This is a genomic window from Parenemella sanctibonifatiensis (assembly GCF_002250565.1).
Lineage (GTDB): Bacteria > Actinomycetota > Actinomycetes > Propionibacteriales > Propionibacteriaceae > Parenemella > Parenemella sanctibonifatiensis.
The window spans coordinates 177,570-191,133 of the sequence record NZ_NMVJ01000006.1 but is presented as its reverse complement, the minus strand read 5'-3'; the positions used below and the strand labels follow the sequence as shown (position 1 = coordinate 191,133).

12 protein-coding genes and 1 tRNA gene are annotated in these 13,564 nt (G+C 68.5%); 6 read left to right on the top strand and 7 right to left on the bottom strand.

Annotation, left to right across the window (positions count from 1 at the left end; genetic code table 11):
• The first annotated feature begins 2 nt into the window (after window positions 1-2).
• Entirely contained in the window at window positions 3-989 is a 987-nt protein-coding gene (gene rsgA, locus CGZ91_RS05470) for a ribosome small subunit-dependent GTPase A (RefSeq protein ID WP_094453269.1), read from the top strand.
• A gap of 63 nt (window positions 990-1,052) precedes the next feature.
• Complete coding sequence (locus CGZ91_RS05465) at window positions 1,053-1,874, top strand: inositol monophosphatase family protein (RefSeq protein WP_094453267.1); 822 nt, start codon at window positions 1,053-1,055, stop codon at window positions 1,872-1,874.
• A 13-nt stretch (window positions 1,875-1,887) separates the two neighbouring features.
• Here CGZ91_RS05465 and serA read toward each other — a convergent pair whose 3' ends face one another.
• The 7 genes from serA to CGZ91_RS05430 form a co-directional block, all read right to left on the bottom strand.
• The gene (serA, locus tag CGZ91_RS05460) at window positions 1,888-3,081 is read right to left on the bottom strand and encodes a phosphoglycerate dehydrogenase (RefSeq protein ID WP_094453265.1); all 1,194 of its coding nucleotides are present in this window, start codon (window positions 3,079-3,081) and stop codon (window positions 1,888-1,890) included.
• A gap of 54 nt (window positions 3,082-3,135) precedes the next feature.
• Complete coding sequence (locus CGZ91_RS05455) at window positions 3,136-3,885, bottom strand: ABC transporter ATP-binding protein (RefSeq protein ID WP_094453263.1); 750 nt, start codon at window positions 3,883-3,885, stop codon at window positions 3,136-3,138.
• Entirely contained in the window at window positions 3,885-4,754 is an 870-nt protein-coding gene (locus CGZ91_RS05450) for an ABC transporter ATP-binding protein (RefSeq protein ID WP_094453261.1), read from the bottom strand. Before CGZ91_RS05450 ends, CGZ91_RS05455 begins: the two co-directional genes overlap by 1 nt.
• Window positions 4,751-5,575 (bottom strand): ABC transporter permease, encoded by an 825-nt coding sequence (locus CGZ91_RS05445; protein ID WP_094451199.1) that lies wholly within the window; start codon window positions 5,573-5,575, stop codon window positions 4,751-4,753. Before CGZ91_RS05445 ends, CGZ91_RS05450 begins: the two co-directional genes overlap by 4 nt.
• Window positions 5,572-6,531 (bottom strand): ABC transporter permease, encoded by a 960-nt coding sequence (locus CGZ91_RS05440; protein ID WP_094453259.1) that lies wholly within the window; start codon window positions 6,529-6,531, stop codon window positions 5,572-5,574. Before CGZ91_RS05440 ends, CGZ91_RS05445 begins: the two co-directional genes overlap by 4 nt.
• An 11-nt stretch (window positions 6,532-6,542) precedes the next feature.
• A complete protein-coding gene (locus CGZ91_RS05435; protein WP_094454086.1) occupies window positions 6,543-7,997 on the bottom strand; it encodes an ABC transporter substrate-binding protein in 1,455 nt (484 codons plus the stop codon).
• Window positions 7,998-8,201: 204 nt separating this feature from the next.
• Window positions 8,202-9,929 carry a hypothetical protein gene (locus tag CGZ91_RS05430; protein ID WP_094453257.1) on the bottom strand — a complete coding sequence of 576 codons (1,728 nt, stop codon included), beginning with the start codon at window positions 9,927-9,929 and terminating at the stop codon, window positions 8,202-8,204.
• A 147-nt stretch (window positions 9,930-10,076) separates the two neighbouring features.
• On the opposite strand from CGZ91_RS05430, the gene CGZ91_RS05425 reads away from it, so the two are divergent.
• From CGZ91_RS05425 to CGZ91_RS05410, 4 genes are all read left to right on the top strand, one after another.
• Window positions 10,077-10,150, top strand: a tRNA-Met gene (locus CGZ91_RS05425).
• A 190-nt stretch (window positions 10,151-10,340) separates the two neighbouring features.
• A complete protein-coding gene (locus tag CGZ91_RS05420) occupies window positions 10,341-10,763 on the top strand; it encodes a VOC family protein (RefSeq protein ID WP_094453255.1) in 423 nt (140 codons plus the stop codon).
• A gap of 114 nt (window positions 10,764-10,877) precedes the next feature.
• Window positions 10,878-12,149 carry a M16 family metallopeptidase gene (locus CGZ91_RS05415; RefSeq protein ID WP_094454084.1) on the top strand — a complete coding sequence of 424 codons (1,272 nt, stop codon included), beginning with the start codon at window positions 10,878-10,880 and terminating at the stop codon, window positions 12,147-12,149.
• Window positions 12,146-13,501, top strand: a complete 1,356-nt coding sequence (locus tag CGZ91_RS05410) for a M16 family metallopeptidase (protein WP_094453253.1) — start codon at window positions 12,146-12,148, stop codon at window positions 13,499-13,501. Before CGZ91_RS05415 ends, CGZ91_RS05410 begins: the two co-directional genes overlap by 4 nt.
• The last annotated feature ends 63 nt before the right edge of the window (window positions 13,502-13,564 follow it).

Here is a 13,564-nt window from a genome sequence, read left to right as displayed (position 1 = left end):
TGATGGCTTCACGGCGCGGGGAGCGCGACGACCACTCCGGCTTCGATCGTCCGGGGAAACGCAGTCGCCCCCGCACCAAGGACCGGCCCGACTACAGCGATGCCCCGCTGGGTCGGGTGGTCGGCATCGACCGGGGCCGCTACCAAGTCCGCTCGCTGGCCGACGGCACCGACCTCACCTGCACCAAGGCGCGCCGTCTCGGGCGTACCGGCGTGATCGTCGGTGACGAGGTACGCCTGGACGGGGACGTCAGCGGTGACGAGGGCACCTTGGCGCGGATCGTCGAGGTGACGGAACGACGTACGGTGTTGCGGCGCACCGCCGACGACACCGACCCCTATGAACGCCCGATCGTCGCCAATGCCGACCAGTTGGTGATCGTCACGGCGTTGGCCGACCCGCCACCGCGGACCGGCATGATCGACCGGATCCTGGTCGCCGCCTACGAGGCCGGCGTCACGCCGCTGCTCTGCCTGACCAAGGCCGACCTGGCCGACCCTGCCGAACTGTTGGCGCTGTACGAGGGCTTGGACATCCCGGTCTTCCCCACCCGGCCCGATGGCGACATCGACGCCCTCCAAGCCCAGCTGCGGGATCGGGTCAGCGTGCTGGTCGGCCACAGCGGAGTGGGCAAGTCCACCCTGGTCAACCGGCTGGTGCCCGGGATCGACCGGGCTGTCGGCCACGTCAATGCCGCCACCGGCCGGGGCCGGCACACCTCCACCTCGGCGGTCGCACTGCCCCTGCCCGACGGCGACGGCTGGGTGATCGACACGCCCGGCGTACGTTCCTTCGGGCTCAGCCATGTCACCCCCGACAACCTGATCGCCGCGTTCCCTGACCTCGCTGCGGTCACCGTCGACTGTCCGCGCGGCTGCGAACATCAGGACCACAGCCCCGAATGCGCGTTGGACGGGGCCGTCCAGCGCGGCGAGATCTCCGCCTCCCGGCTGGTGTCCTTCCGTCGCATCGAGTTGTCAGCGCACTGAGCCCGGACCGGCGAGTTGAGCCGGTCCGCCCGCTGGGGTGCCGGGACCACTAGGGTTGGCGACATGGCCGACAGCTACACCGATGACCTCCGACTGGCCCATTCGTTGGCCGACAACGCCGACTCGATCACCATGAGCCGGTTCCGCGCCGCCGACCTCCAGGTCCGCTCCAAGCCGGACATGACCCATGTCACCGAGGCCGACACCGCCGCGGAGGAATCCATCCGCGCCACCCTCTCCCGGGCTCGGCCCCGCGACGCCGTCCACGGCGAGGAGATGGCCGACACCGGCTGGGGTCCGCGCCGCTGGGTGATCGACCCGATCGACGGCACCGCCAACTACGTCCGCGGGGTGCCGGTGTGGGCGACACTGATCGCGCTGATGGAAGGCCCTGAGGTGGTCGCGGGGGTCGTGTCAGCGCCGGCGCTGGGCCGCCGCTGGTGGGCCAGCAAGGGGTCCGGATCGTACGCCGGGAAGTCGCTGCACCAGGCCAAGCCGATCCACGTCAGCGACGTCGGTGAGGTCTCGGACGCTTCGCTGTCCTACTCCGAAGTCGGCGAATGGATCGACTCCGGATCCGGGCAGGGGTTCGTTGACCTGCTCCGGGACTGCTGGCGTACCCGTGCCTATGGGGACTTCTGGTCCTACGTCCTGCTGGCCGAGGGCACCGTGGACATCGCAGCCGAACCGGACCTCGCGCTGCACGACATGGCTGCCTGCGCGATCGTGGTGACCGAGGCCGGCGGCCGCTTCACCAACCTGGCCGGCGAGGACGGCCCAGTTGGGCCGGGGGCGCTGGCCACCAACGGCAAGCTGCACGACGAACTGCTGAAGCGGCTCGGCTCGCCCGCCGCCGAGCAGGGCGGGGACCCGACGGAGTCCTGATCGTCGGGTCCGATCAGGACGGAAGTACGCGTACCTTGACCGTCTCGGGCAGGGCGCGCAGGTCCTCGATCACCGCATCCGACACGGTGCCGGTGACCGACAGCGTCACGTAGCCGAACTCGCCGCGGGTGGCCAATGTCTGCCCGTCGATGTTGACGCCGTGATCGGCCAACAGGCTGTTGAGCCGACCCAGCACACCGGGCACGTTGCGGTGCAGGTGGGAGATCTGTACGCCGCCCGCCTGGCTGACCACCTGAGGCAGGTTGACGCTCATCTGGGTAGCACCGCGCTCGGCGTAGTCGATCAGCTTGGCGGAGACGAAACGACCGATGTCCTGCTGTGCCTCCAGCGTCGACCCGCCCACGTGGGGAGTGAGAATCACGTTCGGCAGGCCCTGCAGCGGGGACACGAACTTGTCTCCCTGCGACTTCGGCTCCTCGGGGAAGACGTCGATCGCGGCACCGGCGATGTGGCCCGACACGAGCGCCTCACGCAGTGCTTCCTGGTCGAGCACGAAGCCGCGGCACAGGTTGAGGAAGAGGCTGCGCGGCTTCATCCGGGCGAACTCCTCGGCGCCGAAGAAGCCAGCGTTGCCGGCCCGACCGTCGACGTGCAGCGAGACCGTCTCGCAGGTCTCCAGCAACTCCTCCAGCGACTCGCAGCGGTGCGCATTGCCCAACGCGAGCCGGTCGGCGATGTCGTAGTAGCTGACGCGCATCCCAAAGGCCTCAGCGAGCACCGACAGCTGGGAACCGATGTTGCCGTAGCCGACAATGCCCAGGGTGCGGCCGCGTACCTCATGGGCGCCGGCGGCGGACTTGTCCCAGTCGCCGGCGTGCATCTTGGCGTTCTTGTCGGTCAGGTGGCGCGCCATCGCGATGATCTCACCCATCGCCAGCTCCACCACGCTTCGGGTGTTGGAGAACGGTGCGTTGAAGGCGGCGACGCCTCGGGCGGCGGCGTCGTCCAGATCGATCTGGTTGGTGCCGATGCAGAATGCTCCGACCGCCAGCAGCGACGGGGCCGCGGCAAGCACCTCGGAGGTGACCTGGGTCTTGGACCGGATGCCGAGCAGCTCGACGCCATCGAGGGCCTCGATCAGGTCAGCCTCGTCGAGCGCGCCGGAGCGGGTCTCGACCTGATGGCCGGCAGCGACCAGAGCGTCGTACGCGTCGGAATGGATGTTCTCCAGAAGCAGTGCCTTCACGGCCCTGATTCTATGCGCCGATTCCCCACCCGCTGCAGGTCAGTCCAGCCCTGTTCAGTCCAACCTCAGCCGGGCATCGAACAACGCCCGGGTGGTCGGGCTCGGATCGGCCAGTACCGCTGCCGTGCTGCCATGGTCGACCAGAACGCCCTCGTGAAGGACCGCCACCTGCTGCGACAACAGTTCGACCACCGCCAAGTCATGACTGACGGTGATGAGGGTGAGCTGGTGGTCGGTGGCCTCGACCAACTCGTGCAGCAGGTTGAGGACCTGATTGCGGACCGACACGTCGAGCGCCGACACCGGCTCGTCCGCGATCAGCACCCGAGGCCTGGGCGCCAACGCCCGCGCGATCGCGATCCGCTGCCGCTGGCCACCGGAGAACTCGTGCGGATGGCGGGCACCAGCGGTCGACGGCAGCCCGACGGCGTCCAGCACCTCCGCCACCCGCGAAGCCCGCTCGGGGGCCGGCATCCGCAGCACGCGCAATGGTTCGGCGACCGTGTCGGCGATCGTCATCAACGGATCCAGGCTGGAGCGCGGATCCTGGAAGACGTACTGCACCTCGCCTCGCAGCGGCTTCGATCTCCGCGTCAGGTCATGGCGTACGCCGGCGGCATCGGTGAACCACAACTCGCCGCTGGTGGGGCGGTCCAGGCCGGCCAGCAGGCGTACCAAGGTGGTCTTGCCCGACCCGGAGCCACCAACCAGGCCCAGGTGTACGCCCTCGGTGATGGTGAGATCGATCTGGTCCAGTGCCCGCAGCGGGCCGAAATCGCGGGTGACCGCGCTGAGTTCATACATCAGTTCCCCTGACCATCAGTGCCCTGCCCCAATGTCGGCAAAGGGAACCCGCCGCGGTGTCGGGCAATCCGCACCAGATCCGCGGTGTAGGGGTGCTGCGGTTCGGCCAGCAGTCGGTCGCGGGGACCGTCCTCGACAATCACGCCGTCACGCATCACCAGCAGCCGCTCCGCCATCCGAGCGACCACCGCGAGGTCGTGGGAGATGAACAGGCAGGCCGCCCCGGAGGCCGCCAATCGTGCATCGATCAGGTCCAGCACCCGCAGTTGGGTGACCGCGTCCAACGCGGTGGTCGGCTCGTCACAGATCAGCAGCGCCGGCTCGTTGATCAGCGCCATCGCCAGCAGGATCCGCTGCCGTTGACCACCCGAGAGCTGATGTGGGTACGCCGCCCCGATCCGCGCGGGGTCGTCGAAGCCGACCTCCGCCAACGCCGCGATCACCCGCTCGGTGACGGCTGACCGGGAGGGGCGCCGCTGGGCGTGGAGCCGGACCAACTCCCCCACCTGACGTCGGATCCGCATGGTCGGATCGAGGGCCGTCATCGGTTCCTGGTGCACCATCGCCAGCTCGGCGCCCCGCAGTGGGGCTCGGTCACTCTCGGGTGCGCGCACCAGGTCGGTGCTGCGGGACGAGTCGCCGACACCGTTCCAGCGCAGGTCGCCGGCGACGGCCGCGGTGGCCGGCAACAGCCCGATCGCCGCCAACGCCGTCACTGACTTTCCCGACCCGGACTCACCGATCAGGCCGACCCGCTCGCCCGGGCGTACCTCGAAGCTGATCCGCTCCACCGCCACGGTGGGGCCGAAGTTCACCTGTAGATCGCGTGCTATCAGCAGTGGCGGGGCCGTCTCTCGCGTCTCAGTCATGAGGTCGGTCGCACCTCCCGCAGTCGCGGATCGAGCCGGTCCCGCAGCCCGTCGCCCAGCATGTTGAAGCCGAGCACGGTCACCGCGATCGCCAGGCCAGGCCACAGGCCCTGCAGTGGCTGGGTGAAGATTTCGGCCTGTGCGTCGCGCAGCATTCGGCCCCAGCTCGGTGAGGTGGGTGGGCTGCCGAGTCCCAGATAACTCAGGGCGGCCTCGGCCAGGATCGCCATCGCAAACGACACCGACGCCTGTACGCCGATCACCGGAGCGGTACTGGGCAGCACGTGTCGCCACGCGATCTCGGTGTCGGACACCCCGCTGACCCGGGCAGCAGCCACGAAGTCGGCAGCCATGAATCGACGAGTGCCGGCTCGGGTGGTGCGCGCAAACGCCGGGATGCCAGCCAGCCCGATGGCGCTCATCGCCGTCCAGGTGGAGCCGTGCCCCGCGACGGCGGCCAACAGGATCGCGAGCAGGACCGCAGGAAAGGCAAACAGCAGGTCGTTGAGGCGCATGATGACACTGTCCAGCCAGCCGCCCCGAATGCCTGCCAGCAGCCCCAGCGGCACACCGATCAGGGCGGCGATCCCGACCGCCACGACCCCCACCAGCAGCCCGGTCTGGGCGCCGGCCATCACACCGGAGGCCAGGTCGAAGCCGAGCCGGTCGGTGCCGAACCAGTGCACTGCACTCGGCCCCTGCCCTTCAGCGCCCGGGTCGATCTCGTTGAGTCCCCACGGCGTCCACACCAGCGACACCAGTGCGGTCAGCGTGACCAGGCCGATCAGGGCGGCGCCGAGCCAGAAACTCAGCTGCTTCATGCCGGCCTCCGATCCCGCTGCCGGGGATCCAGCACCAACTGCGCCAGATCCACCACCGTCATCAGCACCAGGACGCAGGCAACCAGCACCATCACCAGGCTCTGCACCGAGATCAGGTCACGCTGTTGCACCGCCAACAACAATTGGCTGCCCAGGCCCGGCATCACGAAGACCTGTTCGACGACGATGGCGCCGACCAGCAGGGTTGCCAGCTGCAGGCCCAGGATCGTCATCACTGACAGCGCTGCATTACGCATCCCGTGCCTCAGCAGCGCCGGCACCAGTCGCCAGCCACCGGCCAACGCTGTTCGCAGGTAGTCCTCGTGGAGCACTTCCAAGAAGGCCGACCGGACGTAGCGCGTGAGGATCGCACCCTGCACCACACCGAGCGCGATCACCGGCAAAACCAGGTGTCGCGCCCACGCCACCGGGTCTTCGTTGAGCGGGACGTAGCCGTTGGCCGGCAGCCATCGCAGCACCGGCCCGAACAGGATGGACAGGATCAGGCCCAGCCAGAACGCCGGCAACGCCAACCCGATCTGGCTCAGCATCGAGGTGGCCAGGCCGTCGAGGTGGCGCCGACGCACGGCAGCGTGCATCCCGGCCGGGACCGCCACCACCAGCGCCAGAATCATGCCGCCCAGCACCAGGCTGACGGTGACCGGTCCGGCGTACGCCAACGTGTCGGCGACCGGGATCCCGCTGACCTGGGACCGGCCCAGATCACCGGTCGCCAGACCACCGGCCCAGTCGGCGTACCGCTGCCAGAACGGTCGGTCCAGGCCGAGCTGTTGGCGCAGTCGCGCGACATCGTCCGCTGAGGCGTTCTGCCCCAGCAGGACCAGCGCGACGTCACCGGGCAGCAACGAACACAGCGCGAACACCAGCACCGAGGCGGCTGCCAGGCTGGCCAGCAGGATGGCCACCTTGCCGACGATGGTGCGCGCGAGCCTCATCGCTGGCGTCGTCAGTTCCTGGCCGAAGCCAGCGTGGTGAGGTCGAAACTGAGACTCGTGGCGTTCGGCGAGATGCCGGTGATGCCGGCGCGGGCAATGACCAGGTTGGGCAGCAGGAAGAGCCAGTTCGCGGCAGCGTCGTCGGCCAGGAGCTTCGCGGCCTGACGCATCAACTCGATCTGGGTGGCCTCATCCGCAGTGTCGGCCTCGGCGATCAGCCGCTGGAACTCGGGGTTGTCGTAGCGGAAGTAGTAGTCCGGGTCGGCAAACTTGACGATGTCGCGGGGCTCGACGTGGGAGACGATCGACATGTCGTAGTCGGCCTGGCTGAGGACCACGTCCAGCCACCGCGCCGGAAACTCCAGCTCGTCAACCTCCACCCGAATGCCGACCTCTGCCAGTTGGGCGGCGATGGTGCGGGCCGATGCCGTCGCGTACGGCAGCGTCGGCACCCGCAGGCGCAACACCAGGTCGGTGGCGCCGGCTTCGGCCAGCAACTCGCGGGCACGGTCCGGGTCATAGGGCCAGCGCTCGGACAGGTCCTCGTACCAGGGGTCGGTGGGCGGCACCATCGAGCCGATCAGCGTGCCTTCGTTGTTCCAGACGGTGCGCAGCAGCGAGGCCCGGTCGATGGCCAACGTGATCGCCTGGCGTACCCGGGGATCGCTGAGGGCCGGCGATTCGTTGTTGTAGGACAGCACCACCTCACCGTTGGTGGTGCCGCGCACGATGCTGAAGCGGGCCGGGTCCTCAAACTGGTCGATGGACTGTGGCGCCTGCAGGTTGGAGATGATGTCGAGCTGGCCCGACAGCATCGCTGAGTTCATCGCGTTCGGGTCGGCGAAGTAACGGAAGGTCACCTCGTCGAAGCGCGGCGGGGTGCCCCAGTACTGCTCCGACTTCGACAGCACCACCCGCTGGCCCGGCGCAAATGTCGACACCGTGTAGGGGCCGGAACCCGCCGGGGTCTGGGCGCGGTCACCGGCGGCATCGGGCTCCATCACCACACCGGCACTGGAGGCCATGTTGAACAGCCAGTTGTTGCTGGGCTGCTTCAGGGTGACGGTGAGCGTGTCCTCGTCCACGGCGGTGGCCGACTCGACCACCGACATCTGTTGAGCCAGCACGGCGGTCGTGTCCTCGTTGGTCATCCGCTCGATGTTCCAGACCACCGATTCAGCGGTCAGCGGCGCTCCGGAAGCGAAGGTTGCCTGCGGATCCAGGTCGAAGGTGTAGGTGAGCCGGTCCGGCGACACCTGCCAGCGCTGCGCCAGCAACGGGATCAGTTCACCGGTGCTGTCGAGCTTCACCAACGTCTCGTAGACGTTGTAGAGCAGCACCTGCGGGATCGCGGCGGCGTCGCTGGCGGTCGGATCCAGCGTGGGTGGCGCGGCGGTGGCGCCGATGTTCAGGCGCGAAAGATCGTCCTCGCCAGAATTCGGGCTGCAGGCGGTCAGGACGACCATGGCCAAGGCCAGCAGCACGCCGAGGACGGCGGTGGTGAGGCGCGGGAGCGTCGAGCGTCGGTTCGCACAGGCGGCCACGCTGACTCCTCTCGGTTGGGAACCGGTCTGAGTTTAGACAAGGAAACCGGTCCCGGGGCGCAACCGGCCACACGCAAGAAGCGCCGACCGGATGATCCGGTCGGCGCTTCCTTGCTGTTGCAGCTGTCAGTCGGTCACGATGCGCACACTGAACTCACCGTTCTTGGAGTCCACCTGGCTCGTCGAAGCGCCCACCGAGGTGAGCGGCCCGAGCACCGATTCGGTCTCCTCGTCCGACGTGCCGGTCGTATTGAGCAGCTCGACTGCCCGATCAGCGTCGAAGTAGATGACGCTGGTGGCACCCTTGGCGTCCGGCACCGCTTGCTTGAACTGGTCCGAGTCACCCAGCTTGCCGTCACCGGCGGCGAGCTGTTCGGCGTACGCCTGGTTGCTCGCCACGGCGAAGGTCTCATCACCACTGGCGCTGGCGAGTTCGAGTTCGGGCGGCAGCTTGCCGATGACCTCTTGGGCCGCGGCCGGGTCGGTACGCGACACCATGCCGAAGGTCGGCATCTGGTTGTCGTCGACGCTGCCGTCGGCGGCGAACACCACCTCCGAGCCGAGTAGGGCGTACAGGTCGTCGGGGAAGGTCAGCCCGTACTGCGAGGCCGCTTCCTGGATCCCTTCAAGGATGTCGGCCCCCTCGGGCGTGGCTTCGAGGCTCTCCAACGCCTGCTGGATCTGCTTGTCGGGGTTGGAGACGGCTCCGGCCATCACGGTGCCTTCCGGAAGTGAGGTCACCAGCGAGTCGAGCCCCTCGATGTCGGGGACCTCGTCGGGGAAGTCGCGATAGACGCCGGCGATCTCCAGGACGCTGTCATCGAAGCGGACCGCCGCGGCCATCCGCGGGGCGACCGACACCTCGCTGTACTCGGGCAGCATGCCCTGCAGCTTCGGCGTGTCGACCCAGACCACGCCCAGGCCCGTGTCCCCGACGGCGTCGAGGTCGCCGGTGAAGGCATCGTTGTCGTCGAGGGTGGAGTTCTCTGCACCACTCACCACGGCGTCGGCGTTCGCCTGGTTCTCGGCGAGGATGACGAAGCCATCCTTGACGGTCAGCCCGAATTCGCCCTCGCCGATGATCCGGTTGAACGCCGTCGGCGCAAGCTCCTTTGCCTTGTCGTCGTCCTTGGAGGCGAACACGAAGGCGATCAGCGGCTCCTCGCCGCCGTTGTCAATCAGCGCGAAGCTGATCGAGTCGCCCAGCCAGGGCTCGAAGTCGGACCACTGCTCGGGGGCCTGCTGCGAGGAGCGCAGCAAGGACTCGACAATTGCCTGCTTGTAGTTGTCGGCTTCGCTCTCGTACTCCTGCAGCTGCGGGAACTTCGCCACGAAGTCACGCAGCTGGGTCTGCTGGTCCATCGCTGGATCGAGATCAATGTTGAGATAGAGCACGGTCTGGGCCGGCAGCGCCTTGGCCGCGGCCTGATCCTTGGCACCGGTCAGCGCGTTCACGGCGAAGACGGACCCGGTGACCAACACGGCCAGTGCGACGACGCCGGCGACCATGGCGCCGATCTTGCCCTGGATGCCCTTCTTGGTCGCGGTGGCGGCGGCTCCCATGCCGGGGCCGCCCTGGGCGTACTGCTGCTGGCTGCCGGATGGCTGACCCTGCTGCTGGCTGCCAAACTGCTGACCGCCGAACTGCTGTTGGCCCTGCTGGCCGAACTGCTGCTGGTCGCCGAACTGCTGGCCGCCACTGCTCTGGCCCCAGCCGCCGGGCTGACCGCCCTGCTGGTTCTGCCATGGCGCCTGCTGACCCGGGTTGAACTCAGGCCCGTTGGGCTGTGGCTGTTGCCACTGACCACCCTGCGGGCCGTTCGGCCCTGGGCTGCCATTCGGATACTGCGACATGCGCTTCCCCCTCAAATAGTCAGGTCCAGTCTACGAGCGGCTGGGGGCAGGCTTGGTTCCCCGAAGCTGCTCAGCAGCCCCCGGTCTGGAGCACTCCGTCCCCGACTTGAACTCTGCGTGCACGACCTGTAATGTTCTTCTGGTCGCCGCGGGGTGGAGCAGCTCGGTAGCTCGCTGGGCTCATAACCCAGAGGCCGCAGGTTCAAATCCTGCCCCCGCTACTCGATGGAGGCCCCCTGGTCAGTGGAAACACCGACCGGGGGGCCTTTTGCTTTGGAGCAGCGGATCGCGGTGCACCCCAGATTTGGCCGTTGTCCCCCGCTCAGGGGGTCTTCCCACGGCCCAGCTGCCGCCGTAGGCTCGAACCGAGCAGTCACACCAGCGACTGCCGAAGCCGAGGAGGCACCGAACATGCCCGCAGCTCTGCACCCCTACCTCAACTTCGATGGCAACGCCCGCGAGGCGTTCGAGTTCTACGGTCAGGCGCTGGGGGGCACACCGCAGTTCTTCACCTTCGGTGAGTCGCAGGCCGTCCCGGCCGACGACCCCAACGCCGACAAGATCATGCACGGCTCCCTCGAAGTCACCGATCTGATCCGCCTTTACGTCTCCGACGTCATCCCGGGGATGTCGGACTACACCCCCGGCACCAACGTCACCCTGTCCCTGATGGGCGACGACGAGCAGGTGCTGCGCAGCGCGTACGAGAAGCTCTCCGAGGGCGGCCAGGTCACGATGCCGCTGGAGAAGCAGATGTGGGGCGATGTCTACGGCACCTTCACCGACCGCTTCGGGATCGTGTGGCAGGTCAACATCTCCCAGCCCCAGGGCTGAAGCGCTCACCTCGCCCTCACCCCTCTCCCTGTTTCGTACGCCCGCCCGGACCGGTCTGGTCCCGGCGGGCGTACCTGCGTGTGGACCGGCCGCTCATGTGGTCGAATGGCAGGCATGTCTTTGGTCACCTATCCGTTCCACGAGGCCACCCTCGACAACGGCCTGCGGGTTGTCGTCAGCCCCGACCACAACGCGCCGATTGTGGCGGTCAACCTCTGGTACGGCGTCGGCTCCCGGCACGAACAGGCCGGCCGCACCGGCTTTGCGCACCTCTTCGAACACCTGATGTTCCAGGGGTCAGCCGGGGTCGCCAGCGGTGAACACCTCGGCTCCATCCAGGCGGCCGGCGGCTCCTGCAATGCCACCACGTCGATGGACCGCACCAACTACTTCGAGACCGTGCCGGTGGGCGCAGCCGAGCTGGCGCTGTGGCTGGAGGCCGACCGCCTCGCCACGCTGCCCGAGGCGCTGGACCAGACCAACCTCGACACCCAACGCGAGGTCGTCAAGGAGGAGAAGCGCCAGCGCTACGACAACGTCCCCTACGGCCACACGCTGCGCCACCTGCTGGAGCTGACCTTCCCAGCCGATCATCCCTACGGCCACACGACCATCGGCTCGATGGCCGACCTCGACGCGGCCACCCCGGACGACGTCACTGCCTTCTTCACCCGGCACTACCACCCCGGCAACGCTGTCCTCAGCTTGGTCGGCGACCTCACCGTCGAACATGCCCTGGATCTGGCGAACCGCCACTTCGCGGCGATTCCCGACCATCCCCGCAGCTCCGACCCGGATGCCACCCCGTTGCCACAGCTCACCGATCCCGAGCACCGCGAGGTGACCGAGGACGTACCCAGGGAGGCCGTTTACCTGTGCTGGCGGGCACCCCACCAGGACGACCCGCGATTCCGCGCCCTCGAGCTCGGCACCGACATCCTCGGCTCGGGCCAGTCGGCGCGGCTGGCCCGCAGCCTGGTCCGCGAACAGGACCTGGCCGACAGCGCCGGCATCAGCGCCTGGGGCCTGACCGGCGGCACGTCCTTGGTCTTCGCTTACGCCCAGGCCCGCGATGGCGTCAGCACCGACGACCTGCGTGAGGCCCTCCAACGCGACGTGGCCGCCCTGGCCGACGGCCCCACCGAATCCGAGTACGCCCGCGCCACCGCCCAGTTGGAACGCGACTGGCTCAGCGAACTCGCCTCGGTCGACCAGCGTGCGGACAACTTCGGCGAAGCCACCACCCTGTTGGGCGGCCCCGGCCGGGTCAACACCCTGCTGGAGGAGTACGCCGCCATCACCCCTGCGGAGATCGCCACCGCGGCCAACGACTGGCTGCGCCCCGAGAATGCCGCGACCCTGACCTACCGGAAGCAGACCCGATGAACCAGCTCCCCCGTCCCGCCCGTCCCTCGGTGTCGGCCGCCACGGCGTACCGCTTCCCGAGCCCCGACATCGACCAGGCCCTGAGCAATGGCGTACGGGTGCTGGTGCTGAACGTGCCCGGGCAGTACGTGGCCGCCGCCAGCCTCACCTTTGACCTGCCGCTGTCGGTGGAGCCGCGCGAGGCTGAGGGCGTCGCCGCGATCCTGGTGCACTGCCTCGACGAGGGCACCGAACAGCTGCCCGGTGAGGCGTACGCCGAGGCGCTGGAATCCCATGGTGCGGCGTTTGGCGCCGGTGTCACCTACACCTCGCTCGCCTGCCACCTCGACGTGCCGGTGCCCCGGCTCGGCGAGGCGATGGACCTGTTTGCCCAGGCCATTCGTACGCCCGAGCTGGCCGAACGGACCGTGGAGCGGCATCGGGTGCTGCGGCTGTCCTCGATCGACCAGCAGCTCGCCAACCCGGGTTATCGCTGCGGCATCGAACTGCGACGCCGCAGCTTTGCCGACGACAGCCGCGAGGCCCGGATGGCCGGCGGCGAACCAGCCACCGTGGCCAACCTCGGCAGGAATGAGGTGCGCGACTTCCACGCCCGCTGGCTGTCGCCGCAGCGCGCCACGTTGGTGCTGGCCGGCGACTTCAGCGACATCGACGCGCTCGCGGTGGCCCAGGCGGCCTTCGGTGACTGGGAGACCCCGCAGGCTGGCGGCACCGAGCTGACCCATCTGGCGGCCACCCCGCTGCCCGGCTCGGCCGTGGTCGTGGACCGCCCCGAGGCGGTCCAGGCCAACCTGCGCTGGGCGGGCCACACCATCAACCCGCAGCACCCGGACTGGGGTGCGTTGTCGGTGGCCAGCCACGCCATGGGCGGTGCGTTCCTGTCGCGCCTCAACAAGGTGCTGCGAGAGGACAAGGGCTACACCTACGGCATCCACCTGGGATTGCAGCCGCTGCGTCACGGCGGCTTGGTCAGCCTGGGCGGATCATTCCGCAGCGAAGTCATCGGCGACGCATTGGCCACCGCCCGAGAGTTGCTCGACGTCGGTCCCGATGGCTTCTCCGCGACCGAGGTCAGCGAGGCCGTCACCTATCTGACCGGAGTGCCGCCGTTGCAGTACGCCACCGCCGAAGGCATCGCCGGTGAGGTGCTGCACAACCTCAGTCTCGGTCTGGCACCCGATGCCACCAGCACCGAGCTGGACCAGATCCGCGCTACCACAGCCGAGGCGGCCAGCCAGGCGTACGCCGACCATGTCGCGCTGAGCACGCTGGTGCTGGTCGCCAATGCCGACCAGGTGGCACCGCAGCTGACCGAACACGGCTTCCAGGTCGAGGTGGTTTCGGCCGACTGACGACTCAGCGCGCTCAGTCGCTGCGGCGGTGGCGTTCCTGCGGGAGCGCCACCGGGCCCCACT

What these genes read in the sequence shown, in the direction of transcription:
- CGZ91_RS05450 (WP_094453261.1), bottom strand. Translation starts at nt 4,754, where the DNA reads ATGACTGAGACGCGAGAGACGGCCCCGCCACTGCTGATAGCACGCGAT.
- CGZ91_RS05415 (WP_094454084.1), top strand. Translation starts at nt 10,878, where the DNA reads ATGTCTTTGGTCACCTATCCGTTCCACGAGGCCACCCTCGACAACGGC.
- CGZ91_RS05430 (WP_094453257.1), bottom strand. Translation starts at nt 9,929, where the DNA reads ATGTCGCAGTATCCGAATGGCAGCCCAGGGCCGAACGGCCCGCAGGGT.
- CGZ91_RS05445 (WP_094451199.1), bottom strand. Translation starts at nt 5,575, where the DNA reads ATGAAGCAGCTGAGTTTCTGGCTCGGCGCCGCCCTGATCGGCCTGGTC.
- CGZ91_RS05410 (WP_094453253.1), top strand. Translation starts at nt 12,146, where the DNA reads ATGAACCAGCTCCCCCGTCCCGCCCGTCCCTCGGTGTCGGCCGCCACG.
- CGZ91_RS05440 (WP_094453259.1), bottom strand. Translation starts at nt 6,531, where the DNA reads ATGAGGCTCGCGCGCACCATCGTCGGCAAGGTGGCCATCCTGCTGGCC.
- CGZ91_RS05420 (WP_094453255.1), top strand. Translation starts at nt 10,341, where the DNA reads ATGCCCGCAGCTCTGCACCCCTACCTCAACTTCGATGGCAACGCCCGC.
- CGZ91_RS05455 (WP_094453263.1), bottom strand. Translation starts at nt 3,885, where the DNA reads ATGTATGAACTCAGCGCGGTCACCCGCGATTTCGGCCCGCTGCGGGCA.
- rsgA (WP_094453269.1), top strand. Translation starts at nt 3, where the DNA reads ATGGCTTCACGGCGCGGGGAGCGCGACGACCACTCCGGCTTCGATCGT.
- CGZ91_RS05435 (WP_094454086.1), bottom strand. Translation starts at nt 7,997, where the DNA reads ATGGTCGTCCTGACCGCCTGCAGCCCGAATTCTGGCGAGGACGATCTT.
- CGZ91_RS05465 (WP_094453267.1), top strand. Translation starts at nt 1,053, where the DNA reads ATGGCCGACAGCTACACCGATGACCTCCGACTGGCCCATTCGTTGGCC.